This is a genomic window from Zobellia uliginosa (assembly GCF_900156625.1).
Taxonomy (GTDB): Bacteria; Bacteroidota; Bacteroidia; order Flavobacteriales; family Flavobacteriaceae; genus Zobellia; species Zobellia uliginosa.
The window spans coordinates 222516-246949 of record NZ_FTOB01000004.1; the positions used below are offsets into that span (position 1 = coordinate 222516).

The 24434-nt window shown below is 43.1% G+C and carries 26 protein-coding genes; 22 read left to right on the forward strand and 4 right to left on the reverse strand.

The window, feature by feature from the left end:
* Nucleotides 1-67: 67 nt before the first annotated feature.
* The 20 genes from gcvH to tsaB all read left to right on the forward strand — a co-directional run bounded on the left by gcvH (nucleotide 68) and on the right by tsaB (nucleotide 17546).
* Nucleotides 68-448, forward strand: coding sequence for a glycine cleavage system protein GcvH (gene gcvH, locus BW980_RS13470; RefSeq protein WP_013993731.1), 381 nt, complete (start codon nucleotides 68-70; stop codon nucleotides 446-448).
* Nucleotides 441-842, forward strand: a complete 402-nt coding sequence (locus BW980_RS13475) for a VanZ family protein (protein ID WP_076455745.1) — start codon at nucleotides 441-443, stop codon at nucleotides 840-842. Before gcvH ends, BW980_RS13475 begins: the two co-directional genes overlap by 8 nt.
* Nucleotides 843-895: 53 nt before the next feature.
* Nucleotides 896-1600 carry an energy transducer TonB gene (locus BW980_RS13480; RefSeq protein WP_013993733.1) on the forward strand — a complete coding sequence of 235 codons (705 nt, stop codon included), beginning with the start codon at nucleotides 896-898 and terminating at the stop codon, nucleotides 1598-1600.
* A 173-nt stretch (nucleotides 1601-1773) separates the two neighbouring features.
* On the forward strand, nucleotides 1774-2673 hold the full coding sequence (gene cyoE / locus BW980_RS13485; protein WP_076455746.1) for a heme o synthase: 900 nt from the start codon (nucleotides 1774-1776) through the stop codon (nucleotides 2671-2673).
* Between the two features lie 4 nt (nucleotides 2674-2677).
* Entirely contained in the window at nucleotides 2678-3259 is a 582-nt protein-coding gene (locus tag BW980_RS13490) for a cytochrome c oxidase subunit 3 (protein ID WP_076455747.1), read from the forward strand.
* 96 nt (nucleotides 3260-3355) lie between these two features.
* Nucleotides 3356-4345: a cytochrome c oxidase subunit 3 gene (locus tag BW980_RS13495; RefSeq protein ID WP_076455748.1), complete on the forward strand. Its 990-nt coding sequence runs from the start codon at nucleotides 3356-3358 to the stop codon at nucleotides 4343-4345.
* A 56-nt stretch (nucleotides 4346-4401) separates the two neighbouring features.
* A complete protein-coding gene (locus BW980_RS13500) occupies nucleotides 4402-4785 on the forward strand; it encodes a cytochrome C oxidase subunit IV family protein (protein WP_076455749.1) in 384 nt (127 codons plus the stop codon).
* Between the two features lie 104 nt (nucleotides 4786-4889).
* Nucleotides 4890-5525: a hypothetical protein gene (locus BW980_RS13505; RefSeq protein ID WP_076456263.1), complete on the forward strand. Its 636-nt coding sequence runs from the start codon at nucleotides 4890-4892 to the stop codon at nucleotides 5523-5525.
* 26 nt (nucleotides 5526-5551) lie between these two features.
* Nucleotides 5552-6274, forward strand: coding sequence for an SCO family protein (locus BW980_RS13510; RefSeq protein ID WP_076455750.1), 723 nt, complete (start codon nucleotides 5552-5554; stop codon nucleotides 6272-6274).
* Complete coding sequence (locus tag BW980_RS13515) at nucleotides 6275-6808, forward strand: DUF420 domain-containing protein (RefSeq protein ID WP_076455751.1); 534 nt, start codon at nucleotides 6275-6277, stop codon at nucleotides 6806-6808.
* A gap of 37 nt (nucleotides 6809-6845) precedes the next feature.
* Nucleotides 6846-7079: a hypothetical protein gene (locus BW980_RS13520; RefSeq protein WP_076455752.1), complete on the forward strand. Its 234-nt coding sequence runs from the start codon at nucleotides 6846-6848 to the stop codon at nucleotides 7077-7079.
* Nucleotides 7080-7177: 98 nt separating this feature from the next.
* On the forward strand, nucleotides 7178-8422 hold the full coding sequence (locus tag BW980_RS13525; protein WP_076455753.1) for an ABC transporter permease: 1245 nt from the start codon (nucleotides 7178-7180) through the stop codon (nucleotides 8420-8422).
* Nucleotides 8423-8455: 33 nt separating this feature from the next.
* Entirely contained in the window at nucleotides 8456-9715 is a 1260-nt protein-coding gene (locus BW980_RS13530) for an ABC transporter permease (RefSeq protein WP_076455754.1), read from the forward strand.
* 63 nt (nucleotides 9716-9778) lie between these two features.
* The gene (locus BW980_RS13535) at nucleotides 9779-10891 is read left to right on the forward strand and encodes an efflux RND transporter periplasmic adaptor subunit (protein ID WP_076455755.1); all 1113 of its coding nucleotides are present in this window, start codon (nucleotides 9779-9781) and stop codon (nucleotides 10889-10891) included.
* Nucleotides 10892-11001: 110 nt separating this feature from the next.
* On the forward strand, nucleotides 11002-11706 hold the full coding sequence (locus BW980_RS13540; RefSeq protein WP_076455756.1) for an ABC transporter ATP-binding protein: 705 nt from the start codon (nucleotides 11002-11004) through the stop codon (nucleotides 11704-11706).
* Nucleotides 11696-12925 (forward strand): ABC transporter permease, encoded by a 1230-nt coding sequence (locus BW980_RS13545; RefSeq protein ID WP_076455757.1) that lies wholly within the window; start codon nucleotides 11696-11698, stop codon nucleotides 12923-12925. Before BW980_RS13540 ends, BW980_RS13545 begins: the two co-directional genes overlap by 11 nt.
* 1 nt (nucleotide 12926) lies before the next feature.
* Nucleotides 12927-14189 carry an ABC transporter permease gene (locus tag BW980_RS13550; protein WP_076455758.1) on the forward strand — a complete coding sequence of 421 codons (1263 nt, stop codon included), beginning with the start codon at nucleotides 12927-12929 and terminating at the stop codon, nucleotides 14187-14189.
* Between the two features lie 62 nt (nucleotides 14190-14251).
* A complete protein-coding gene (locus BW980_RS13555; RefSeq protein WP_076455759.1) occupies nucleotides 14252-15394 on the forward strand; it encodes an efflux RND transporter periplasmic adaptor subunit in 1143 nt (380 codons plus the stop codon).
* 31 nt (nucleotides 15395-15425) lie between these two features.
* Entirely contained in the window at nucleotides 15426-16775 is a 1350-nt protein-coding gene (locus BW980_RS13560; protein WP_076455760.1) for a TolC family protein, read from the forward strand.
* A 96-nt stretch (nucleotides 16776-16871) separates the two neighbouring features.
* Nucleotides 16872-17546 (forward strand): tRNA (adenosine(37)-N6)-threonylcarbamoyltransferase complex dimerization subunit type 1 TsaB, encoded by a 675-nt coding sequence (gene tsaB / locus BW980_RS13565; protein ID WP_076455761.1) that lies wholly within the window; start codon nucleotides 16872-16874, stop codon nucleotides 17544-17546.
* 4 nt (nucleotides 17547-17550) lie between these two features.
* On the opposite strand, the gene BW980_RS13570 is transcribed toward tsaB, so the two are convergent.
* The 3 genes from BW980_RS13570 to BW980_RS13580 all read right to left on the reverse strand — a co-directional run bounded on the left by BW980_RS13570 (nucleotide 17551) and on the right by BW980_RS13580 (nucleotide 19815).
* A complete protein-coding gene (locus BW980_RS13570; protein WP_076455762.1) occupies nucleotides 17551-18387 on the reverse strand; it encodes a mechanosensitive ion channel family protein in 837 nt (278 codons plus the stop codon).
* A gap of 229 nt (nucleotides 18388-18616) precedes the next feature.
* Nucleotides 18617-18817, reverse strand: coding sequence for a dodecin family protein (locus tag BW980_RS13575; protein ID WP_076455763.1), 201 nt, complete (start codon nucleotides 18815-18817; stop codon nucleotides 18617-18619).
* 83 nt (nucleotides 18818-18900) lie between these two features.
* Nucleotides 18901-19815 carry a NifU family protein gene (locus BW980_RS13580; protein ID WP_076455764.1) on the reverse strand — a complete coding sequence of 305 codons (915 nt, stop codon included), beginning with the start codon at nucleotides 19813-19815 and terminating at the stop codon, nucleotides 18901-18903.
* Nucleotides 19816-19948: 133 nt separating this feature from the next.
* Between BW980_RS13580 and BW980_RS13585 the strand changes: the two genes are divergently transcribed.
* On the forward strand, nucleotides 19949-20962 hold the full coding sequence (locus tag BW980_RS13585; protein ID WP_076456264.1) for a PorP/SprF family type IX secretion system membrane protein: 1014 nt from the start codon (nucleotides 19949-19951) through the stop codon (nucleotides 20960-20962).
* A gap of 79 nt (nucleotides 20963-21041) precedes the next feature.
* On the opposite strand, the gene BW980_RS13590 is transcribed toward BW980_RS13585, so the two are convergent.
* Nucleotides 21042-22229 (reverse strand): vWA domain-containing protein, encoded by a 1188-nt coding sequence (locus BW980_RS13590; RefSeq protein WP_076455765.1) that lies wholly within the window; start codon nucleotides 22227-22229, stop codon nucleotides 21042-21044.
* A gap of 246 nt (nucleotides 22230-22475) precedes the next feature.
* Here BW980_RS13590 and BW980_RS13595 point away from each other — a divergent pair, with 246 nt between their 5' ends.
* A complete protein-coding gene (locus BW980_RS13595; protein ID WP_076455766.1) occupies nucleotides 22476-24431 on the forward strand; it encodes a histidine kinase in 1956 nt (651 codons plus the stop codon).
* Nucleotides 24432-24434: the final 3 nt, after the last annotated feature.

Sequence of the window (24434 nt, forward strand, 5' to 3'; positions counted from 1 at the left end):
AACTTCATCTCGTTTTTTTGAAAACTACTTCAGAAAACTTTACATTTGCTTCCATAAAAATAAGATCATGAACATACCTGCAGAATTAAAGTACACAAAGGATCACGAATGGGTCAAAATCGATGGTGATATAGCAACGGTAGGTATTACCGATTTCGCCCAGAGCGAGCTTGGCGATATCGTTTATGTTGAAGTGGAGACCGTTGATGAGACCTTGGATAAGGAAGAGGTGTTCGGTACGGTAGAGGCCGTTAAAACGGTTTCCGACCTATTTCAACCTTTGAGTGGAGAGATAGTCGAGTTCAATGAGGCTTTGGAAGATGCTCCGGAAAACGTAAATTCAGACCCCTATGGAAGTGGCTGGATGGTGAAAATAAAATTTAGCGATGCTTCTGAGGTAGACGGACTTTTGTCTGCCGATGACTACAAGGCTCTTATAGGTGCTTAAGAACTATAAGTATACAATTGCATTACTGGGCTGGATGGTGTTTGTAACCGTTTCCAGCCTTGTTTCTTTTTCGGATAGCGACAGCGTTGACATCGATATACCCAATTTCGACAAGGTCGTTCACTTTTGCTTTTATTTTGGGGCCGCCTTTTTGGGTGTTTTCTTTATTCGGGAACGGACCAAGGCCGATACATCACTTAAAAAATCGGTTTGGTACGCTGCAGTGGTAGCTATTGTTTATGGTATAATTATTGAGGTATTACAGTACAGTTTAACAACTGATCGTCATGGCGATATTCTAGATGCATTGGCCAATAGTGTGGGTGCAATTGCCGGGGCGTTCATTGCAAAATCCCTTTTTTCAGGGGAAAGGTGGTTAAAATGGAAAAATTAGTTGCTTGTTAAAGGAATATTTAATTAAATTAGCAAACATTAAAATTCAAATATATGGAACCGAAAAAGAATCCGAAAGCAGATATAGGCCGTAATAGCGGGCTCTATTTTGTTATTGGTCTGGCACTTACAATGGCATTGGTCTACGGTGCGTTAGAATGGAAAACGTACGATAAAACCAATGACTACGATATTTCAATGAATGTTGACGATGAATTGGACGAAGAAGTTCCTATGACGGAGCAGATTAAGACCCCTCCACCACCACCACCGCCAGCGGCTCCAGAAATAATTGAGGTTGTAGAAGATGAGGAAGAAGTTGAGGAAACTGTAATCGAGTCTACTGAAACCAGTCAAGAAGAAGAGATTATCGAAGTAGAGGATGTAATCGTTGAGGAAGAGGTAGAAGATGTTGATGTGCCTTTTGCGGTTATTGAAGATGTGCCTATTTTTCCAGGTTGTGAAGGTGAGTCCGATAAAAGGGCCTGTTTCCAGAAAATGATGCAAAAGCATATCAGTAAAAACTTTAGATACCCAGAGATCGCTCAAGAAATGGGTGTTCAAGGTAGGGTTAGTGTAATGTTCACCATTCAAAAAGATGGTAGCATCGGTAACGTTAGAATGCGTGGTCCGGACAAAAACCTAGAGAAAGAAGCTGCACGTATTATCAGCAAGCTTCCTAAAATGACACCAGGTAAGCAACGTGGTAGGGCTGTAAGGGTTCCATTTAGTATTCCTATTACCTTTAAGTTGCAATAAAATATATTCAATGTTTACTTAAAAACCCGCCTACAATTAGGCGGGTTTTTTTGTGTTTTACCTTTACGTGCGGCAGGGTGGTTTCAATATCGTAGCCGTACATAAGATAAAGATGTACAATTGGTTGCAAAAATAGAGGGTGAAGGCTATCTTTGCCGTTCGAAAAAAGATGAATGAAAACTGCGGTAAATACGGCAACGGCTCCTACCTTGGCGCTGGCAATTGCCGATTTTAAAGAAATTACGAAAGCTAGGCTTGCTATAAGCGTGGTTTTTTCTTCTTTGGCGGGTTACTTGCTCGGGGCCGAACAAATAGAAGGTGTCTCGTTGTTGTTATTGGCTTTCGGTGGATATTGTATGGTAGGTGCGTCCAATGCGTACAACCAGATTATTGAAAAAGATCTGGATGCCCTGATGAAAAGAACCCGAAACCGACCCATACCTTCGGGGAGGATGTCTGTTAACAGGGCTTTGTTCATCGCTATTTTGCTTACCGTTCTCGGGGTGGTTTCACTTTATATATTGAACCCTAAGACGGCCATGTTCGGCGCTATTTCCATATTTCTTTATACAAGTTGCTATACGCCTTTGAAGACCAAGACACCCTTGGCCGTTTTTGTTGGAGCTTTCCCTGGGGCCATTCCCTTTATGTTGGGATGGGTGGCCGCCACGAACGAATTCGGAATTGAGCCGGGAACCTTGTTCATGATACAGTTCTTTTGGCAGTTTCCGCATTTCTGGGCCTTGGGCTGGATGCTTGACGATGACTACAAAAGAGGGGGCTTTAAAATGCTTCCTACCGGAAAAAAGGATAAGGGGACCGCGTTGCAGATTATAATGTATACCATTTGGATGTTGGTCATTTCAGTGGTGCCCGCTTTTGGTTTTACGGGTAGGTTGGAACTTTCCATACCGGCCGCGGTAATTATATTTCTAATGGGTATGGTTATGTTGGTTTTTGCCTTTTTGCTCTATGAGCGGAGGGATAACGTTACCGCCCGCAAATTAATGTTGGCCAGTGTTAGCTATATAACCCTAATGCAGGTAGTTTACGTAATAGATAAGTTTATTTAATAAGATGGATTTAACAAGAGGAACGGGGAAGGAAAAGAACGATAGGGCCAAGAAGATGATGCTGTGGTTCGGTATTGTTAGCCTGCTCATGGGATTTGCTGGGTGGACCAGTGCCTACATCGTAAGTAGTTCGCGTGAAGATTGGATCAGTGACCTGCTGTTGCCGAATTCATTCTTTATCAGTACGGCGATCATTATCTCCAGCAGTTTTACCTATATAATGGCCAAAAAAGCCATAAAGATGGGGCAGTCGAAAATGGGTACGAACTGGTTGTTGGTCACTTTGGGGCTGGGTATCGCTTTTGTGGTGTTTCAGTTCAATGGTTTTTCGGAAATGATCGCTACCGGATATTATTTTACCGGCCCGACAAGTAACATAAAATTATCATATGTCTTTTTGATTGCCATGGTGCATATTGTGCATGTTGCGGCGGGGATTATCTCATTATTGGTGGTGCTGTACAATCAAATTAAGGGAAAATATTCCCCTCAAGAATACTTAGGGGTAGATTTAGGAGCTACGTTTTGGCATTTTTTAGACCTCTTATGGGTTTATTTACTGGCATTTATGTATTTCGTGGAATAATAAATTAAAATAAAGTGGGTTTTCATTAGTATTCGACTTTCACGATACATAAGAAAACTATAAATTTGTGCAAAATCTAACCATACTACAAATAATATGGATTCAACGATAACAACTGGTACGGCGGAAGAAAACGTGTGGGGAGGCGGAAATAGTCCCTTAGGTGCATCATATGGAAAAATGATGATGTGGTTTTTTATCGTTTCCGATGCTTTGACATTTTCAGGATTTTTGGCCGCTTACGGCTTTTCAAGATTTAAATTTATAGAAACGTGGCCTATTGCCGATGAGGTGTTTACGCACGTTCCTTTCTTCCATGGGAACTACCCCATGATTTATGTGGCGTTTATGACGTTCGTTTTGATTATGTCTTCCGTGACTATGGTATTGGCCGTAGATGCCGGACATAAAATGAAGAAGAACGCCGTGATATGGTATATGTTCTTGACCATAATCGGTGGTGCTATATTCGTAGGCTCTCAGGCTTGGGAATGGGGCACTTTTATCAAAGGTGATTATGGCGCGGTAGAAACCAATGGTGGTAGAATCCTGCAATTCGTGAATGCCGAAACCGGTGAGCGTGCTGCAATTAGGGATTTTGCTAAGACCATTCCTACCGAGCGTACCGAGCATGAGCGCAAGAACGGGGTTTGGTTTTTTGATGAAGGTTATTTGCCTAGCTATTCCTTAAATGAGGTGGTAGAAGGTTTTAAAGCGCATCCGAACATCCTTATTCGTACCGAAGCCATCGTTCAGGAAGGTGAGAACGAAGGTCATAAGACACTACTTACTAGGGAAGAATCCTTAAAAAAGATAAAAGATAGTAAATACGTCGTAGAAGGGGCAAACCTGATCCGTAACGAGTACGGAAGCCGATTGTTCGCAGATTTCTTTTTCTTTATAACAGGATTTCACGGGTTCCACGTTTTCTCAGGGGTGGTAATCAACGTAATTATATTCTTTAATGTGGTCTTGGGTACTTATGAGCGCAGGGGGCATTATGAGATGGTAGAAAAAGTGGGACTGTACTGGCACTTTGTGGATTTGGTATGGGTATTCGTATTCACCTTTTTCTATCTGGTATAACAAGAACAATAGCTTTTCCGTTGTAAAACGGTATCTAACGAAATTGACATTACAAAATGGCACACGCACACAAACTAGAGATTTTCAGGGGGCTTCTAAAATTTAAGTCCAATACCCAAAAAATATGGGGCGTACTTATATTTTTGTCTATCGTTACCGCTATAGAGGTAGCCTTGGGTATTGCTAAGCCAAGAGTTTTGACCCATTCACACTTTTTGGGGATGAAATTGCTCAACTGGGTATTCATTATTCTAACCTTGGTGAAAGCCTACTACATTGCATGGGATTTCATGCACTTGAGAGATGAAAAAAGTTCTTTGAGAAGGGCTATTGTATGGACTCCGATTTTCCTTGTAGCCTATTTGGTCTTCATTCTTCTTTTTGAGGCCGACTACGTTTATAACGTGTATAAGGATGGATTTATTCAGTGGAATTTCTAAGCGAATATTTTTATAAATTAACAGCATACTAAGACGGTTTCACGACCGTCTTTTTTATTTTTGTAAGTATTAATTTCATTGTCTGAAGTTCTTCGTATATGCAGGTGAAAAAGTTTGTAGTCTTGACCGTATTGTTCATATTGCCCATCGTGGCATACCTCTTCTTTGCCTCTGGCGTTAATAACTTCGGAAAGCTTCCCATATTGACCAATGGCGTTGATGATGTGGCCCATATAGGAACGGCCAAGGTATCGTTTAAAGATAAGATTACCGTAGTGGGCTTTTTGGGAAAAAACCTCGATAACAAGGCGGGGAATGCCTTTAACCTCAATCAAAAGATCTACAAGCGCTTCTATAAATTCAAAGATTTTCAGTTTGTCATGCTCGTTCCAAAGGGTACCGAAGATATGGTAGCTTCGCTTGAGAGCGAATTGGGACACTTGGTAGATATGAAAAAATGGAACTTTGTCTTTGCCGATGATGCCCAGATTACCGATTTTTTCGCATCGCTGAAGACCGATATAAGCCTCGATGAAAATTTAGGCACCCCCTATGTTTTTATCATAGATAAGGATTTGAACCTGCGCGGTAGGGAGAATGACGAAGACGATGGTACAAAATACGGCTTTGACTCAACTTCGGTAGCGGAGTTGAACAACAAGATGGAAGACGATATTAAAATTATATTGGCAGAATACCGTCTTGCGCTTAAAAAGAATAATGCCGATAGGGCAAAGTAATAATGGTCGTTGATCTCTAAGTGAACATGAAAAAGTATACGTACGTTTGGGTGTCTTTGGTAATACTGGTGTTTGGAATTATCTTCGTTCCTAAGATTGTTGACCGAATTTCCAAAGGAACCATTGTGGAGAACGATCGTATGAACGTGAAACCTAAGGAGGCACCCCTGGCCTATATTACGCTGAACGGAAAGAAGAAACAGGTCCCTGCCTTTGACTTTATCAATCAAGATAGTATAAGGGTGTCTAATGCCGATTTCAAGGGAAAGGTATTCGTTGTAGAGTTTTTCTTTACAAGCTGCCCTTCCATATGTCCTGTAATGACCGAGAACCTTGTGGTCTTGCAAGAGGAGTTCAAGACAAGCGAAAATTTTGGTATAGCGTCATTTTCAATTACCCCTGATTACGATACCCCACAGGTGTTAAAGGCCTATGCCAAAAAGTATGGTATACACGATAAAGATTGGCACTTGATGACGGGCGACAAAGAGCAGGTGTATGACCTGGCCAATAACGGGTTCAACATCTTTGCGGCAGAAATGCCCGATGCCCCAGGTGGTTTTGAGCATTCTGGACTTTTTGCATTGGTCGATAAGGAAGGTTACCTGCGTTCAAGAACCGACGAGTTCGGTAATCCTATTATATATTACAGGGGGGCTATAACCGAGAAAAAGGGAGTGAACGAACATGGGGAGAAAGAACAGATTTCAGCCCTAAAAGAAGATATTAAACGATTATTGGCGGAATAGATGGAACAGACAGCGCTACAGGAAAAAAAGTTCAATAAACTGATTACCATTGTTTCGGTGATAGTGCCCGTTGTGGTGGCCATATTGTTCGGGGTCAAAATCCCAAATGTGGAACGTCTTGGGTTTCTCCCTCCTGTATACGCCTCGATAAACGGACTTACCGCAGTTTTGTTATTGATTGCGGTTTGGGCCATTAAAAGTGGGAAACGGGAACTGCATCAAAACATTATGACCTCTTGTATTGGTCTTTCCGTGTTGTTTTTGTTGATGTACATAGCCTATCACATGACGTCTGAATCTACCTCTTATGGAGGGGAAGGAGCGGTACGGTATCTCTATTTTTTTATATTGATAACCCATATCGTACTTTCGATAGCTATCATACCCTTAGTGCTTAAAACCTATGCTTTTGCCTATTTGAAAAATTTTGAAAAGCATAGAAAATGGGCTAAACTTACTTTTCCTATATGGCTCTATGTGGCGATTACCGGTGTAGTGGTTTACCTAATGATTTCACCTTATTATCCGGCTTGATTAGGGAGAGGTGCATTTAACTTTTGAAGAAAGTAGAATGAAAAAGACTTTGTTTGTATTCGTGATAATGATCGGCCTCATGCTGCCCGATACGCTTGAAGCCCAATGTGCCATGTGTAGGGCCGCCCTTGAAAGTAGTGGTGATATGAAGGCTGCGGAAGGTATAAACAACGGTATAGTCTATCTTATGGCTCTACCGTATATTCTTGTTGCGGGACTTTTCTACTTTGTGTATAGAAAGATGAAAAACAGGGCCACTGAGGAAGTTTAACATTTTTTTTTGAGCTAAGCTGTAACAAAGGTCTTCAATTCTAGTCTTGTAGTTGTACGATTATAAATCGTATTCATCAATCAATCAAAATCAACTACATGTTCGACATCGAGAGGTGGCAGGAAATTTTCGATACTATTCGTAAGAACAAGTTACGAACATTCCTCACAGGCTTATCCGTAGCTTCCGGTATTTTTATATTGGTCATTCTATTGGGTTTTGGTCAAGGTTTCCGTAATGGTATAGCCCATGAGTTTGAGCAAGATGCGGCAACCAGTGTCTGGGTTTGGCCCGGTACTACCACAAAGAAATATAAAGGTTTGAATCCTGGAAGAAATATCCAGTTGACCAATGCCAATTACGAGTTTTCGGCTAGGCTCCTCGAAGACGATATTCAATTTAAATCCCCCAGAATTTTTGTTCGCAACGTTTCCGTTACCTACGGCAATGAAGCCTTGGTGTATCAGGTGCAAGGCGTGTCGTGGCAATTCCAGATGATCGAGAACGAAAACATGTCGGCGGGCAGGTTTCTCAATTACCAAGACGAAACGGGCACGGCGAAAGTCGCAGTCATCGGTAAGAAAATTGCCGATGACGTTTTTACCGATGTCGATAATCCGGTAGGTGAATTCATCAAAATTTCTGGGCTGCCCTTTAAAATCGTCGGGGTTTTTAATGAAACGGAAGACCGGGAAGAGGAACGCATCTATATACCGATGACAACGGCCCAGCAAGTTTTTAACGGGGGCGACCGATTGAACAATCTGGCCTATACCTTGCCTCCGGCCGGTAATTTTGAAGAGGCGGTGGCCCGTTCCATCAAGTTTAAGAACCAGTTGCAGACTTATTTGCAGAAAGCGCATACCGTTGCGCCCGATGATACCAATGCCATTTTTGTATGGAGTGCTATGGAAGAGGCAAAAAGATATTATAGTCTTACCGATAACATAGCCTTGTTTTTCTGGTTCGTGGGCATCTGTACCATTATTGCCGGGGTCGTGGGCGTGAGCAATATCATGCTGATCGTGGTACGGGAGCGTACCAAGGAAATCGGTATAAGAAAGGCATTGGGGGCCAAACCTTGGTCCATAGTTGGAATGATCTTACATGAGTCTATTTTTATTACGGCCATATCGGGATTTGCGGGACTCATATTCAGTATGGGTCTTTTGGAGTTTCTCGGTCCACATATAGAGGTAGATTATATCGTGAATCCATCCGTGAATTTTACCGTGGCCATTTCTACGGTATTCGTTTTGGTACTGGCCGGAGCCGTAGCGGGATTTTTTCCGGCATGGCGAGCCGCAAATATTCATACCATAGACGCATTGAGAGACGAATAATATCAAGCTTATTAATCTTTTGATTTTGTAATCATGTTCAATAGAGACCGTTGGAAAGAAATTTTGGAAGTATTGACCAGCAATTGGTTCAGGACCGTATTGACGGCCTTTGGCGTTTTTTGGGGCATATTCATTTTGATATTGTTGCTTTCCGCAGGCAAGGGACTTGAAAATGGAATTATGCAAGACTTTGGTGATATTGCCACCAACACCATGTTTATGTGGTCAAGAAGCACGACCAAGCCTTATAAGGGGCTTCCTAAGAACAGAAGTTTTCTTTTTAAAGTTGAAGACGTGCAGGCCATTAGGGACAAGGTGCCCAACTTAAGGTTTATTTCCCCAAGAAATCAACTTGGTGGTTTTAACGGGACCAACAATGTGGTACGCGGTATAAAGACCGGGGCCTATAATGTGTATGGCGATTATCCTGAAATCAGCCAGCAAGATCCTATGACCATGACTTCGGGGCGTTTTCTGAATTATAATGACATTAGGGAGAAACGAAAGATTGCCATTATTGGAGAAGGGGTGCGGGCCGGACTTTACGATAAGGGAGAAGAGGTACTTGGGAGCTTCATTAAAATTCAAGGTGTCAATTTTATGGTGGTCGGTACCTATAAGAAAAAAAGCAACGACGGCGATGGCGAAGAGGCGCAGAAAGAAATATATGTACCGTTTACCACCTTTTCCCAAGCCTTTAATCGAGGAAATGATGTAGGGTGGATGGCCATAACCGCCAACGATGGTACCTCCATAACGAGTATAAAGGATAAGATAATGGCCGTGGTCAAGGAAAACCATAAAGTACACCCCGACGACCAAAGGGCCGTGGGGCATTTTGATCTTTACGAGCAGTTTCAAAGGGTACAGAGCCTTTTTGGGGCCTTGCGCTTTATTGCCTATTTCGTGGGAATTTTGGTCTTGCTCTCAGGCGTTATAGGGGTGAGTAATATTATGCTCATAGTGGTAAAGGAACGTACTAAGGAAATTGGTATTCGCAGGGCCTTGGGCGAGGATCCTTGGTCTATTAAATTACAGATTTTAATGGAGTCTATTTTTTTGACCATTATCTCCGGTATGGCCGGTATTACATTGGGGGCCCTCTTTATATATGGGGTAAACACATTGTTGGACATGAACGGGCCGGTAGATATGTTCTTAAACCCCAGTGTAAGTTTGGGGGTGGTAATAGGGGCCTTGTTCATTCTTATTGTATCAGGACTCCTAGCGGGATTCATTCCTGCCCAGAGTGCCATTAAAGTGAGGCCGATAGATGCCCTCCGAACGGAATGATAGTAAATCTAAATAGGAAGTTTTAACTAGAACAAATAGAGTAACATCAATCAATCGTAAAAAATGAAAAAATCAGTAACTAGAATCGTTCTTTTGTTCATAGTGATAGCCTTTGGCGGATCTATGTATTACCTCTATCAAAAGAATGCCGAAGACCCCGTGGTCTACGAAACCGAAAAGGCCGTTAAGAAGACTATCGTAAAGAAAACGGTGGCCACCGGTAGTATACTTCCCTTAGAGGAAGTATTGATCAAGCCCAATATTTCAGGGGTAATCGAAGAGGTGTTTGTAGAAGGGGGCGATTATGTGAAGTCGGGCGATCTGCTCTGTAGAATAAAAGTAGTGCCCAACCTAAGTGCCCTTAATGATGCCAGAAACAATATCGATGAGGCTAAAATTAACTTAGATGACCAGCTCCGAAACCTTGAACGCCAAAAGGGGCTTTTTGCCAAAGGCGTCATCTCTAAGGTCGATTTGGAACGGGCCGAGGTAGCTTATAGCCAGGCCAAACAAGCGTATGCAGCAGCCAATAAGCGCTACGATATTGTAAAGACGGGAACGGCAAAGGGATATGGGAACGCCGCAAATACCCAAATACGGGCTACCGTAAGCGGTATGGTGCTAGAGGTTCCGGTGGAAGTCGGAAACCAGGTCATAGAGAGCAATAATTTTAATGAAGGAACGACTATTGCCGCCATAGCCGATATCGATAAAATGATTTTTGAAGGAAAGGTCGATGAAAGTGAAGTAGGAAAAATAAAGGAAAACCTCCCCCTTGAAATTACCGTGGGCGCATTGGAAGGGAAGACCTTTGACGCAGTTCTTGATTATATCGCCCCTAAGGGGAAGGAAGAGAACGGCGCCATTCAATTTGAGATCAAGGGTACCTTGAAGAAACAAGATTCTGTTTTTATTCGGGCGGGACTCAGTGCCAATGCATCGGTTATTCTGGGAAGGGCCGATAGTGTGCTTGCCATTAAGGAAGCCTTGGTGCGGTTCGATGATAAGACCAAAGCTCCTTTTGTGGAGATTGCCAACGGAGACCAGAACTTTGAGCGACGTGATATTGAACTGGGTATTAGTGATGGTATCTTCGTAGAGGTGAAATCGGGCATTGCGGAGTCGGACGAGATTAAGGTGTGGAATGCCATCGAAAAAGAAGAAGAGAAAGGCTAATATATTTTTTTAACAGAAAATTTGGAGTACTTCTTGTAACAATTGGGCAACTTAGTTGTCCTATTTCCATATTGTTTTTGAGAATTCCGAATACAATTAACAAAACCACCATGATAGAAATTAAAGACCTTCACAAATCCTATAAAATGGGAAGCAACTCCTTGCATGTTTTAAAAGGATTGAATTTTAGTATTGCTGAGGGTGAGCTTGTAGCTATAATGGGTTCTTCTGGTTCGGGAAAATCTACCCTTTTGAACATTTTGGGAATGTTGGACGAGGCCGATTCCGGTTCGTATACTTTAGATGGGGTTCCTATCAAGAACCTGAACGAGACCAAGGCGGCCAAGTATCGGAATAAATTCTTGGGTTTTATTTTCCAGTCTTTTAATTTGATCAACTACAAAAGTGCCATGGAAAACGTGGCCTTGCCGCTATATTACCAAAAAGTGCCCCGAAAAGAGCGCGAAGAAAAGGCGTTGAAGTATTTAGAGCAGGTAGGCTTAAAAGAATGGGCCACCCACTTGCCCAACGAACTTTCGGGTGGACAAAAACAACGTGTCGCCATTGCCCGTGCCATGGCTGCCGAGCCCAAGGTGCTCTTGGCCGATGAGCCTACGGGTGCTTTGGATAGTAAAACCTCTTATGAGGTAATGGACCTTATTCAAAATATAAATGACGAGGGAAATACGATCCTCGTTGTAACACACGAGGAAGACATTGCCCATATGTGCAAACGTATCGTACATTTAAAGGACGGCGTAATTGTTGAAGACAAAAAAGTAGAACAGGTTAGGGCCGCTCAATATGTTAAGTAGGGACAACTGGAAAGAAATTTTCGAGACAATTCAGAAAAACAAACTCCGTACGTTTTTGTCGGGGTTTACCGTGGCTCTCGGTATTCTCATCTTTGTGGTGCTCTTTGGTTTCGGAAACGGACTCATCAATACTTTTGACGATTTTTTCGGGGATGATGCTACCAATGTTCTCTTTGTATTTCCTGGAAGGACGACCATGCCTTACAAAGGGTATAAGTCCAATCGGACTATTGAATTCGACAATAGTGACCTAGAGGATATAGAGAAAAACTTTCCCTTGTTCGTAGAGTACATTAGCCCAAGAATAACCCGTCAAGATACCGTTAGCTATATGAATGAATCAAATAGCTATAGAACGCAAGCGGTGGGACCGGCACACCAGTTTAGTGAGATGACCATCATGATGAAGGGCCGTTACCTGAACGAACTCGATATAAAGAATAAGACCAAGTATGCGGTAATCGGCCGTTTGGTAGAACAAGATCTTTTTGGGTCCAAAAATTCCATAGGCAAGTATATCGATGTGGGAGGAAGCTCTTTTAAGGTGATTGGGGTCTTTCAAGATGATGGCGGTGATAATGAGGAACGCATTGTCTATATACCGTATACCACACGCCAATTGATCGAAAAGAATACCGACAAGATCAACCAGATCGTCGTAGGGTTTAAACCTGAAATCGGCTATGCCGGTGCCATGGCCCTAGATAAGAGCCTTGATAAGTTTCTACGTTCCAAAAAATTCATCAATCCAAAAGACCAGAACGGTATCTTTATCAGAAATATAGCCGATCAGTTGAAGCAAAACCAACAGTTTGCACGGGTGTTGCAGATTATAGTGGGTTTTGTGGCCTTCGGAACCATTATCGCCGGGATTATCGGCATCAGTAATATTATGGTTTTTGTGGTCAAGGAGCGTACGAAGGAATTGGGTATACGAAAAGCCCTCGGCGCTACACCCAAGGCCGTAATCGGAACTATTTTGTTGGAATCGGTGTTTATTACTACGGTTTCGGGTTTTGTAGGCATGCTCATAGGAATTGCCATTTTAAGTTCCTTGGGGGAGAAACTAAAGGACTTTTTTATTACCAATCCCTATATAGACACGAGCATTGCCATTTCGGCTACCATTGTTCTTATTATTTTCGGAGCTATTGCCGGTTATGTGCCGGCTCGGCGTGCCGCCCGGATCAAACCCATTGTAGCCCTAAGAGACGAATAATATGCGATTTATATTCGATAGAAATACTTGGCAAGAAATTTTCGGTTCCATCAGTAAGAACAAGATGCGGACCGTTATTACCGTGGTAGGGGTTCTCTGGGGAATCTTTATTTATATCGCCCTTTCCGGTGCTGCCAAGGGCATGGATAATGGTTTTGAGAGTATGTTCGAGACCATTGCAAGAAACAGTATGTTCGTTTGGGCACAAAGCACGAGTATGCCGAACGAAGGCTACAAGACGGGCAGACAGATGCAGTTGAAAATTGATGATGCGGTAATGATCGAGAACCGTATTCCCGAAGTGCAATATATCGCCCCACGTAATGTGCGGGGTTTTTTTGGGGCCCCTCCTGCAAATATTGGTCGTAAAAACAAAACGGGAAGCTATTCCCTGTTCGGAGACTATCCTGCCTTTACGAAAATAGCACCCAAGAAAATTTACGACGGTGGTCGGTTTATCAATGACGAAGACATTGAGCAGGCGCGAAAAGTGGCCGTAATCGGCGAGCGTACACAAAAGGAACTTTTTGACGCGGACGAAAACCCGATTGGGGGCTACTTTAAAATCGACAATGTCTATTTTCAGGTAATCGGGGTCCATAAGTACGAAGCTAGTGGCGGCTTTGGGGGTGACGGAGATATTTTTATTCCCTTTACTACCTTCAAAAAATTATACAATACAGGTGATAACGTTGGGTGGTTTTCCATTGCGGCCTATGATGATGCCGATGTGGTAAAGGTCGAGGAGAACATTAAAAACCTATTAAAGAATATTCATCATGTACACCCCGATGATGATCGGGCCTTCGGTTCGTTCAACCTAGGGGAGCAGTTCAATAAAATCGTAGGCTTTGCCGATGGCATAACCTTTCTATCATTGATCGTTGGTATTGCCACTATTTTGGCGGGGGTTATCGGCATTGGTAATATTCTACTGATCTCGGTAAAGGAAAGGACAAAGGAACTAGGTGTACGAAGGGCCTTGGGGGCTACACCTGCCGAGGTGCGTAACCAGATTATTCTTGAATCGGTCTTTTTGACCGTAATTGCCGGTATCATGGGGATCATTCTAGGGGCACTGGCTTTGGCGGGAATCAATAGTATGACACAGGATATCGATTTTCCATATACCAACCCTACCGTGCCCATACCCTACGTCATAGGAGCCTTGGTCATTATGGTGGTGTTGGGAACTTTAATCGGGCTCATACCGGCCCAAAGGGCGGTGAGTATCAAACCGATTGATGCCCTACGGGAAGAATGATGGACAATTGTGTAACAAAACGAATAAGAACAAAACCAATAGATAACAAATACTCCTAAGAAATGAACAAGATCGTAAAATATATCTTAATTGGTATTTTGGTACTAGGCGCTTTATGGGCCGCGGCCTTTTTTATAAAATCGAATAGCAAGGATGCGGTTACCTACGAGACCCAAACGCCTTTTATATCGAACATTGAAAAGAAAACGGTGGCTACGGGCAAGGTAGTGCCCGAAGATGAGGTAGAGATCAAACCACAAATTTCCGGTATCATCCAGAAGATATTTTTGGAGGAAGGCCAAAAGGTGAAGTCAGGAGATTTGATCGCGACCATTAAGGTCGTACCAAACGAGCAGGCTCTCAACCAATCTAGGGGCAGGGTCAGAAATGCCGAGCTGGCCCTTAACAATGTGACGATCGAGTACAATAGAAACAAGGCCTTGTTCGATAAGGGAGTGATATCGAGTCAAGATTTTAACAGCTTGCAACTTCAGTACGACCAGGCCCAACAAGAACTTCAAAATGCAAGGGCCGATTATCAGATTATCCGACAGGGCTCTGCCGGGGGCTCTACCAGCGCGAATACCAATATACGCGCCACGGTAGAGGGCACTATTTTGGAAATACCGGTAGAAGAAGGCGATCAGGTCATTGAAAGTAACAACTTTAACGATGGTACTACCATTGCCACCATTGCCGATTTGAGCAAGATGATATTTGAAGGAAAGGTCGATGAGGGTGAAGTGGCCAAGTTAGAGGTCGGTACCCCCTTAAAAATCAGTCTTGGGGCCGTCGAAGGGACTGAGCTTGATGCAAAACTTCGTTTTATAGCACCGAAGGGAATCGAGGAAACAGGTGCGGTACAGTTTAAGATCGAAGGTGATGTAGAGGTTAAGGAAGGCGTGTTTATCAGGGCGGGGTACAGTGCCAATGCTTCATTGGTCCTAGAGAAAAAAGATGACGTTTTAGTCATTCCCGAGGCCTTGTTGCAGTTTGATAAAAAGACCGATAAACCCTATGTTGAGATAGAAACGGGCGACCAGAAGTTTGAAAGAAGGGATATAGAGATAGGAATTTCAGATGGGGTAAACGTTGAGATCGTTTCCGGCTTGTCGGAATCTGACAAGGTAAAGGTGTGGAACAAAACCGAACCTATCAAGAAAGGGGAAGACGAAGAAGGGGAAGAGGAAAAAAGTGAAGAGTAACAATCATCAATCATAATCAAAAAATCAAAACATGAATCTTAAATTAACAATCGTACTGTTTTTGTGCTCGATCGGTGCTATTTCCGCCCAGCATAAAAAATGGACGTTAGAGGAATGCGTGGCGTATGCCGTTGAGCATAACCTTACCGTAGAACAGTACGAGCTCGATTTGAAAAACGCACAAATAGATAAGTCGGATGCGCTTGGGGCCCTATTGCCCGATTTAAACGGATCTTCAAGTATGACAGGTAGTACGGGACTATCGTTCGATCCTACCACCAATGAACCGGTAACTTCAACAATTCTGTCCGCCAACGGAGGCCTGACCTCTTCTTTGACACTTTTTGACGGATTGCGCAATTTCCATAGGCTCAATCGTGCCAAGCTGAATGCCTTGTCCAATCAATATCGTTTAGACGATTTAAAGGATGACATTCGTTTAAACGTGGCCAATGCCTATTTACAGATATTGTCGAACAAAGAGTCGCTTAAAGTCTTCGAGGCCCAATTTGCCGTAACCGAACAGGACCTAAAGCGCACTAAGGAATTGGTAGAAGCGGGCGTGCTTCCCAAGGGAGATCTGTTAGAGGTCGAAGCTACCGCAGCCAACCTCGAACAGCAGATTGTCAATACGCAGAACCAAGTGTTGATTTCCCGTATCAACTTGGCGCAACTGCTTCAAATAACCGATTACGAGAACTTTGATGTGTTGGATGCCGATTTTGAAGTGCCTCCTTCCGAAGTTCTTACAAAATCGCCCAAAGAGATTTTTGCCGAGGCCGTGACCTTTAGAAACGATATTAAGTTTTCGAAGTCGAATATCGATTTGGCGGAGAAGGATCTCGATATCGCCAAAGGAGCTATTTATCCTACCCTGGGAGCTTTTTTTAACTATAATACCCGGTATTCGGATCAGGGCGGATTTAATACTACGGGCGCCTTTGTTCCGGCTGAAAGCTTTGTCAACCAATTGTGGATCAATGATGGTATTTCTTATGGCTTGCGGTTGGATATTCCCATATTCAATGGCTTTGGGGTGAGAAACAACATCAAGCGCTCGCAGATCAATGTCGAGAAAGCCAAGCTGCAGCTTGAGCAAGAAAAGTTGGATCTTGAGACCAATATCAACCAGGCTTATGTAGATGTGAAAAGTTTTTCGAAGGCTTATGAAGCTGCCCAAAAAACTTTAGAGGCCAGAAGATTGGCGTATGAGTATTCAAAGGAACGCTACGAGGTTGGTCTTATGAATGCCTTCGATTTTAGCCAGGCCCAATCAAGGGTAGACAATGCCGAAGCGGAATTGATCCGTACCAAATACGATTATATTTTTAGACTTAAGGTACTGGAGTTCTATTTCGGACTGCCCCTAGAGCTTAAATAGGGATTTGTACTTAGAAATTGAAAATCTGTTCGGCCTCGTGTCGAACAGGTTTTTTTATGTGCTAATTTCAAGCGTCTCACCTATCTTTGTACCCTTATGAGCATAATCTTAAACTTAGAGACCGCCACTACCAATTGTTCGGTCAGTGTGGCCAAAGACGGACGTATATTGGCCATCAAAGAGCATGATACGCCCAATTATTCACATTCAGAACAATTACACGTCTTTGTACAAGATGTTTTAAGGGAGGTCAATATAGATGTGTCGGAGCTTGATGCCATCGCCGTGAGTAAAGGCCCAGGGTCTTATACGGGCCTGCGTATCGGGGTTTCGGCGGCCAAGGGGCTGTGTTTTGCCTTAGAGGTACCCTTGATCTCGATCGCTACCCTGACCAGTATGGCTGCACAGGTAACTTCAAACGATATCGATTATATCATTCCTGTGCTCGACGCCCGGCGTATGGAAGTTTATTCGGCCGTTTTCGATAAGGATAAAAATCAAGTGAGACCGACCGAAGCCGAGATTATAGGTGAGAATTCATTTTCGGGTTTTTTACAAAAAGGAAAGGTGGTTTTGATAGGCAGCGGAGCGGAAAAGTGTAAAACGCTATTATCTCACCCTAAGCTTACATTCGATACCACCATAGTGCCGTCGGCAAACGAAATGGCCCAATTATCATATAAAAAGTTCAAAGCAAGCGATTTTGAAGATGTCGCTTACTTTGAACCGTATTACCTAAAGGATTTTATTTTGCAACAGAAAAAGAAATAGGGGGTTAAGCCTCTATCGCTTGTCCCTTGACGTGCACGTCGCGCTGTGGAAAAGGTATTTCTATTCCCGCTTCGTCAAATCGTCTTTTGATTTCTTCGATAATAAAGAAATGTGCAGCCCAAAACACCGGGTTCTCGGCCCAATATCGCAAGGTCAGGTCTACCGAACTGTCTCCCAATCCATCTACATATACTTCGGGCATTGGGTCTTTTAGAACGTTCTCGTTTTTTGCGCAGATGTCGAGCATGATTTCTTTGGCGGTCTTGATATTTGAGTTGTAGCCTATCCCTACTTTAATGTTGTCCCTTCGTGTAGGCATGGCGCTATAGTTGATGACATTGTTGTTCGATAGTTCGCCATTGGGTATAATGGCCAATTGGTTGCCGAAGGTGGTCAATTTGGTGTAGAAGATGGTAATTTCCTTTACCGTACCGTCTATGCCTTGAGCGGAAATAAAATCCCCAATTTTAAAAGGCTTAAAGAGCAAAATGAGTACGCCCCCTGCAAAGTTGGAAAGCGACCCTTGAAGGGCAAGTCCAATAGCAAGACCGGCCGCACCGATAATGGCAATCAATGACGATGATTTAACACCAAGCTGGGTTACTACCAGAACAAAGAGCAGTACCTTAAGGGCGATGTTTATAAAACTCTGTAAAAAGCTTTCCAAAGCCAGGTCGTAATCTTTCTTCTCGAAAAACTTACGGACCATTTTATTTATAAAACGAATGATCCATAGGCCGAAGACCAAAATAATGGTGGCCATGATCACATCGGGTAGTACTTTCCAAGCCCATTCTATGGCCTTGTCTATATGTTCTTGATAGTTCGCGAATTCTTCCATTTATATGCTTTTTATGAGGGCGCAACTTACTAAATACAGGGGTTTCGGTCAAATGCAAACCATTAAACTATTGTTAATGGAGGGCTTGTAAATCGAATGCGGCAATACTTTGTTCATATGTGCCCAAAATTAGAGGGGCGGCACTTTTTATGATCGGGGTTTGTGCTTGGAATCAAAAAAAAAGACGCTGCATGAAGTGCAGCGCCTTTTTAAAAGAAATGTTTCGTGCTTAATTGACCTCGAAAGTGATCTTGACGTTTACACGATAATTGTCCAGTTTACCATCTTTTACCGTAGCACTTTGCTCGTTGATGTAAACCGACTTGATGTTCTTTACTGATTTAGAGGCCTGATCAACGGCTTGCTTTGCCGCGTCTTCCCAACCTTTGTCAGAGTTCGCCAATACTTCTATAACTTTTAAAACTGCCATAATACATTATATTTTATAGTTCGCTTTAAATTACGAAAATATCGGACAGGTTTGTTGATTCTAAACCTATAAAAATTAGTTCATTAGCCGTTTAGGGCGACCACTTCGTTCACTTTGTCCCCCATCATATTTTTAAGCATGGTCTCGATACCGTTTTTGAGGGTAAAGGTTGAAGAAGGACAACCGCTACATGCTCCTTGTAAAATTACGTTTACGGTTTTGCTTTCCTCTTCGTACGATTGAAAGAGAATATTACCGCCGTCACTGGCTACCGCCGGTTTTACGTACTCTTCTAGAATATCTACGATCTGCTGGGAGGTATCGTCTAGTTCCGGTGTTGCTTGGGTAGGAGCCGAAGTAGTATCGGTTGCTTCCTTTGTTGCCGCTATGGCATCCTCGGAAACGGCTTCGTTGCCATTGGCCAGGTATTCCCGTATGTGTTCGCGCAATTGCATGGTTACGTCTTCCCATTCCGCAACATCGTACTTACTTACCGATACGTAGTTCAGGTCAAAGAAAACCTCTTTTACGAACGGAAAGGTAAATAGTTGCTTGGCCAATTCTGAATTTTTGGCCTCATCTATGTTTTTGAATTCAAAGGCGGTGGGAACAATTGGTTTGTTGGCCACGAATTTCATTACCGATGGATTGGGGGTAACTTCGGCATATACCGTAATGGCCACTTTTTTGACAGTTTCCTCGACTTCGTTTACAATGGGTTCCCCTGCATTTAGATAATCTACCAGCTGTTGGGCCACTTCGTCTTTTACGTCGTCCCAAGTAACGATGTCGTAGCGTTCAAGCCCGATAAAGTTGCCGGAGATATATACCGTTTTGATAAACGGAAGGTAAAAGAGTTGTTGGGCCAAAGGTGAATTTTTCGCCTCATCTATGTTTTTGAATTCGTAATTCTTGTTCTTGGTCAAAAAATGATTTGTCTCGAATTTAAGAATTGCGGGGTTGTTGGTCTTAACAACCGTAATCGTATACTCCTTCATGGTGTCAAAATTTTTGTAAAAATACAACCTATTTTTGAACGGTGTGTATTGAAACGGGGATATAATAATGTTGCGTTTCGTCCGTTATATGTTATATTTAGTCGATAAAATAATCATCCTCTATATTAAACCGATGAAACACCGTTTCCTGCTCTTGCTGGCGTCCCTCGTTTTTGCAATCCCATCGAACGCTCAAGAGGGCATACCCGTATACTTTGATTACCTCTCCGACAACTATTACCTTGTTTATCCGTCTATGGCGGGTATCAGTGATGGGGGGAAGATTAGGGCCACCGCAAGAATGCAGTGGTTCAGTGTTGAAGACGCTCCCAATCTGCAGACCATCAATGCCAATTTTAGAATTGGTGAAAGTAACAGCGGGGTAGGGGCTATCTTTTTTAATGATGCCAATGGGTATCATTCGCAAACCGGTTTTAAGGCTACATATGCCCATCATTTAAAACTGGGTGGTGACGGTCGTAATTTGAACCAGCTTTCATTTGGCCTGAGTCCGACCTATTTGCAAAGTAGTCTCGATGAATCTGAATTTGTTTCGGTTGGGCCCGATGATGCCATTGCCGGTATAAAACTGAGCGAGGGCTATTTTAATATTGATCTGGGCTTTTCATACAACTTAATGGAATTTTATGCCCATGTGGCAGTGACCAATCTGTTGGGGAGCAAGCGTAACCTTTATCGTTATGGAAAGGCAAATGATAATATACCTGTTATCGATAACTTACGCCGGTATTTGTTTTCGGTAGGATATGTTTTCGGGAAGCAGGAGTGGCAATTCGAGCCTTCGGTATTGTTTCAGTTAAGTGAATTCACTGAAGAGAAAACCATAGATTTAAATGCCAAGGTCTACAAGGATGTCGATTTTGGACGTATTTGGGGCGGACTCTCATACCGTAGAAGTTTTGATAGTGCCCAGTTTGCTACTTCCGATAGTTTTGGAGAACAGCGCTTGCAGTTGTTTACACCGATTGTAGGGGCCAACATCGGCAACTTTATGGTGTCGTACAATTACTCGTACCAAACGGGGGATATCCGTTTTGATAGCGGAGGATTTCACCAGATAACATTGGGCTACGATTTTGGTCAAAAGGAACGCAAGTATGATTGTTATTGCCCTGCGGCACAGTAGAGCGGTATAATCCAAGTAGAAAATATAAAAAAAGCATCCCGAAACTTCGGGATGCTTTTTGTTTGGGTATAGGAACTGATTATTCTTCCCACTTATAGTCTTTCTTGGCAGCTTGCTTTTTGATGGCTTCCAACATGGCATTTTCAAGTTCTCCTTTTTCGCCTTCTTGCTGTTGTGCGGCAATGAACTTCTCGCGTTTGGCGTTCAACTCTTGGATCTCGGCTTGAATCTTGGCGCGATCTGATTTTTTTTCTTCGATATAAGCCTTTATTTCGGTTTCTGATTTGCCCTTTAATTCTTTGGGGAGTTCTTCCTTTTTGATTTCGGAAATATTAAAGCTCTCGTCTTTGGAGGCATCTACCAGGTCCCATTGTTTGTTGTTGTACAATCGAGAGCTTTTGCTGACGGCGCGTTTGACCGCAACGGCTTCCTCAAGTTCGTAGGCATTGTCGTCTTGTACGCGTTGTTTCTCCATTTTGGCACTTCCCAGGGCTCCGTACGAAATGTAGGTCTGGTTCAGTTTTGAATTCAGTTTAATGATAACATCATCGTAAGGCGTGTCGATATGGACTACCTTTCTGTTGTGGTCTATGGCTATGTATTCCCCTCCCGTTAAGGTAGCGCCGCTCTTCCATTCGGTATTGATGCCTTGTTCGTAGTTGCCGCAAAAGATGGTGTTGACCACTATGTCTTTTTCCTTGGCGTTGGTCACCGCATCTTTGTAATTGAGCTTGCCTTGGTTAAAGGGTTCGTTGCCGGCAATGAAAATCATTTTCAGGTTATCGGGATTATTGCCCCAGTCTAGTTGCTTTAATGAGGTGTGTATGACTTCCCCGCAGAATTCCTCGCCTCCGTTGGTCGTCAATGAAAACAGTTTTTCCGAAATTTCATCAAGGTCGCCACTAAAGTTCAATACTTGTTGAATGTATCCTTCATTGGAAGATAGGTTGTCGTTTCCATATTGGTAGAGCGCAATTTGTAATTCTGGCCGTTGCTCGTTGCCGCATTTGGCGTGGGTGAACTTGTTTACAATGTCCCAAAGCTGTGATTTAGCCTGATTGATAAGTCCGTCCATGCTATTACTGGTATCCAATAATAGGGCAATTTTGACCGTGTTGTTTTTGGGCTTGTCCTTCCCTGGGGTATTAAGGGCTTGGGCCATTACCGGTGCCGCTGTCGTTTTTTTGGCCTTTGGTTCGCAGCCGTACATGGCTGTAAGGGCGAATGACATAAAGGCTAATCCGAGAATCTGTTTTGTGTGTTTCATAATTATTTTTTTAAGGCCCTGTTTAGAGGGGGTATTTATTCGTGTTATTCGTTGTTGATGGGGTAAAAGTAGAAGCAACTTATTTCGTATAAAACCGGCTTTGAGCGAAATGGCGGTTTCAAAGAGGGAACGCTTCTTTTGAATGCGTAAAGCCTTTACGAAAGGTGATTTTTTGGGAAATTAGGGAAGAGGTAGGTTTTTTAGTGACGCATAATTCGATTAAGTTTACGTTGTACAAATAATCAAATGGGTTCAATTCGCCACATATTGCTTTTTCTTTTTATAGGATGCTCCACTATAAGTGTATGGGGGCAGAAGGAGCTGCGGCGTGGTAAAATGGCCAAGCCCCAAAGCAATCTGCACCAAGTCTATCTCGATTCGGCCAATGTCTATAAGCGAAGCGATATAGAAAGGAGTATTGATTATATCACCAATTCCATTGCCGTTCTGGGCAAGCGGGCCGATAAGAAATCGCTTTCCGAGTCTTTGGTCGCCCTAGGGGAGGTTTACCAATACCACAACCAATACGATTTGGCCATTACGAATTACAAAGATGCCTTAGAAGCCTATAGATCTACACGAACGACCCTACTTTTAGCGGAAGCATATATTCAGAACAAGCAGTTTTCGGAAGCGGAAACGACACTCCTGCCTCTGTTGAAAATTGAAGGACTGGTGCCCTATCAAAAAGTACGTTTGAACGAAAGCCTAGGTGATGCCTATCGCGGTTTGGGTCAAGTGGAGAAGGCCCTTGCTTTTTTTGAAGAAGGACTCATAGTGGCCAAAAAGAACCAGATAACACCCAAATTGGCCGACCTGAATTCAAAGATCGCCGATACCTATGCGCAAGATGATAAATTGGTAGAGGCCGGTGCATATTACAATAGCTCGCTGCAACTTACCGAAAGCTTGGAGCCCAAGCGCGCCGTTCAGGAAAAGGAAAAAGTAGCCGATTTTTACAATCAAAAGAACCTATATGGTGCCGAAATTGAATTGCGGAAAAAAAGTCTTAGCGAACTAAAAACGCTTCCCAAGGGGAAAACGGCCAAACGCGAAGCAAGGGACGAGTTGGATTCTATCACCCCGCAACGCATTAATTATAAAATCGCCAATGCCTACATCGCCCAAGATAAATATGATGAGGCCATTCCCTACTTAAAGGAAAGTATTGAAACCGCCGATTCTGAAAACGACCTTGTGGTTCAAAAAGACGCCACAAGAAAATTGTCGGAGGTTTTTGAATATAAGGGGGACTATCCCAAGGCCTTTGAGACCTATCGGAGCTATGTGTCCTTGGTAGATACCCTATATGTGCGAAAAGAACAGGAGATTGCCCAGGCGGCGCGTTTCAATAGGGAAATCTCAATGCGGCAAAACCGTATTTCGGGACTGGAGCAAGAACGCGAACTTTCTCAAAGTAAGTACGACCTGGCCTTGACCGAACAGCAATTGATTCAGGAAAGCAACAAGCGCCAAAGGTGGATCATCTATTCCCTTATTTTCGGAATGATCCTCTTGGGGCTGGCCGCCTTTTTCTTCTATAGGAGCAATCAGCAGCAGAAACTGGCAAATAACCTATTGGCCTTAAAGTCTTTGCGGTCGCAGATGAATCCCCACTTTATCTTTAACGCGCTCAATTCGGTCAACAATTATATCGCCAAGAGCGATGAACGTAGTGCCAACCGCTTTCTGAGCGAATTTTCTACTTTGATGCGTTCGGTGCTTGAGAATTCAGAAGAGGACTTTATCCCGCTGGCCAAGGAATTGGAACAGTTGGAGCTGTATGTGAAATTAGAGCATTCCCGATTTCCCGATAAGTTCGATTATCAATTGAATGTAGATAAGAAGATCGATGTGTCGGCATTTGAAATTCCGCCCATGCTCTTGCAGCCCTATATTGAAAATGCCATTTGGCATGGACTCCGTTATAAGGAAGATAAGGGCCTCTTGAAAATCGATGTGCGACCAAAGGGTTCGACATCCGTAGAGATCGTGATAACCGATGATGGTATCGGTAGAAAGAAATCCGGACAATTGAAGACGCAGAACCAGAAAAAACAAAAATCGAAAGGGATGGGCAATATCAAAAAACGAATTGCCATTCTTAACGATATGTACAAAAACAAGGTAGATGTCACTATTTCCGACCTCACGACCGATGGTTCGGGCACGAAAGTGATATTTGTGCTTCGTAAAGATTAATCG